This is a genomic window from Treponema zioleckii (genome assembly GCF_014737315.1).
Taxonomy (GTDB): Bacteria; Spirochaetota; Spirochaetia; order Treponematales; family Treponemataceae; genus Treponema_D; species Treponema_D zioleckii.
On sequence record NZ_JPUF01000133.1, the window covers coordinates 1 to 2,079 of the forward strand.

Sequence of the window (2,079 nt, forward strand, 5' to 3'; positions counted from 1 at the left end):
GGTTTGCGGTTTAAGCAATTGTTATGCTCACAGCCCACTGGGCTGGTAGAATTTAAAAATATAAAATCGAGCATTTCAAATTCTCAAACTTAGAATGGAAAAGAGAAAAAATGCTCGAACTCGAAGAAAATAAAGAATTTCTTACAACACAGATAATTACTTATCTTGGTAACAAAAGAAGTTTAATCGGTAATATTGAAAACGAAGTAGAAATAATTTCAAAAAAATTAGGAAAAGAAAAATTAGTTTGTGCAGATGTATTTTCAGGCTCAGGTATTGTTGCAAGAATGCTTAAAAAACATTCTTCAAAACTGATTGTAAATGACCTAGAAAATTATTCTTCAATGATAAACAGCTGCTATCTCATAAACAAAAAGAATTATCCTAAAAAGAAATGTATTGAAATCCGTAATGAAATCGAAGCACTTTGTGCTAAAGAAAAACTGCCTGGAATAATTTCACAAAACTATGCTCCACAGGATGATAATAATATCCTAAGAGGCGAACGAGTTTTTTATACACATGAAAATGCAGTTTTAATCGATACTTATAGAAATCTAATAGATAAAGTTGTTAGCGAAGAAAAATTAAAAAAATTCTTTCTTGCCCCACTCATTACTGAAGCTTCAATTCATGTAAATACTAGCGGAGTTTTTAAAGGTTTTTATAAAGATAAAAATACTGGCATTGGTTGCTTTGGAGCGACAGGAAAAAATGCACTTACAAGAATATTCGGTAAAATCGAACTTAAAGAACCGGTATTTAGTAATTTCGAATCACACTTGCAAATTTATCAAAAAGATACTGTTCAGCTTTCAAAAGAACTAAAAGATTTAGATATTGTATATCTTGATCCGCCATATAATCAGCATCCTTACGGTTCAAATTATTTCATGCTTAATTTAATTCTTAAAAATAAACTTGATGTAGAAATCAGTAAGATAAGCGGAATTACACAAGACTGGAACCGTTCTGCATTCAACAAACCTTACTCAGCATTAAAATCAATGGAAGAAATAATTGCAAACTTGTCGAGCAAGTTCGCAATTATTTCATATAACTCGGAAGGTTTCATAACATTCGATGAAATGTCAGAAATGTTAAGAAAGTACGGAAAGTTAAAAACTGTAGAAATTACATACAATACTTTCCGCGGTAGCAGAAATTTACGAAGCAGAGATATTCATGTTTCTGAATATCTTTTTGTTTTGGAAAAATAGGAGTTTACAATGAGTCAGCATGACAGCTTGAGAGAAAGAAAAGAGCAGCACAAACCTAAAAACGAAAAGTCCAAAATAGACGACAAAGAAGTCTATCAGGCAATGGAACTCGTAAAGCAGTATCTCAAAAGCAAAAAAGATTTTCAGTCATATTTTGAAAGTGATTGGGATTTGGAATTCTCCGCAGAAATTGAAATCAAATACATGATTGATTTTATAAAACGCAAAAGGATTCGCTCAGAATTCTGCTACGATTGCATTGACCGTAAAATAATTCCAGATGGCGGTGTTCTATATTTGGTCAACAAAAAGAAAAATGAAAAATCTCCACTTGTAATTGCTGAAATAAAACGGCAGGGAACAAATAAAGAACGAATAAAAGAGGGAAAGGCAAAACAGGCTACTGGAAATGCGATAGAGCGACTTGGTAAAAATCTAACTGGTATAAAAGCTATGATGAATTATGAAAAGATTACTCCATTCGTTTGCTTTGGCTGGGGATGTGACTTTGCGGTAGATTCTCCAGAAACATTAACTGTTCGTTCAAAAATTATCGTAATGAACGAATTTTATAATTTAAATCAAATCTATGTTTTCAAGAGAGACGGAAACTCCGATGTAAATTATTTCTCACCGGTATCAATGTTCTTTCGAGAAGAAAGGTGGACAATCCCAGAAATGTTTGAGAAAATGAAAGAAATTGCAGAAGCATCAATAAGATATTATCTGTATTAGGAAATTATTTTTACGCAACGGTCAAGCCGTTGCTAAAAGATATATTTTTGTAGTAACAAAGCATAACAAAGCTTCAAAGCGGATGTCGCGGTCAAGCCGCGCCACCGTTTAAGCAATTGTTATG

General features: G+C 32.5%; 2 protein-coding genes. Both read left to right on the forward strand.

The features are described 5' to 3' along the window. The first annotated feature begins 110 nt into the window (after positions 1 to 110). Entirely contained in the window at positions 111 to 1,220 is a 1,110-nt protein-coding gene (locus JI65_RS16815) for a DNA adenine methylase (protein ID WP_191018318.1), read from the forward strand. A 9-nt stretch (positions 1,221 to 1,229) separates the two neighbouring features. Beyond that, the gene (locus JI65_RS16820; protein ID WP_191018319.1) at positions 1,230 to 1,955 is read left to right on the forward strand and encodes an EcoRI family type II restriction endonuclease; all 726 of its coding nucleotides are present in this window, start codon (positions 1,230 to 1,232) and stop codon (positions 1,953 to 1,955) included. The last annotated feature ends 124 nt before the right edge of the window (positions 1,956 to 2,079 follow it).

Excerpts from the sequence above, each read along its gene's own strand:
- JI65_RS16815 (WP_191018318.1), top strand. The coding sequence starts at position 111 with ATGCTCGAACTCGAAGAAAATAAAGAATTTCTTACAACACAGATAATT.
- JI65_RS16820 (WP_191018319.1), top strand. The coding sequence starts at position 1,230 with ATGAGTCAGCATGACAGCTTGAGAGAAAGAAAAGAGCAGCACAAACCT.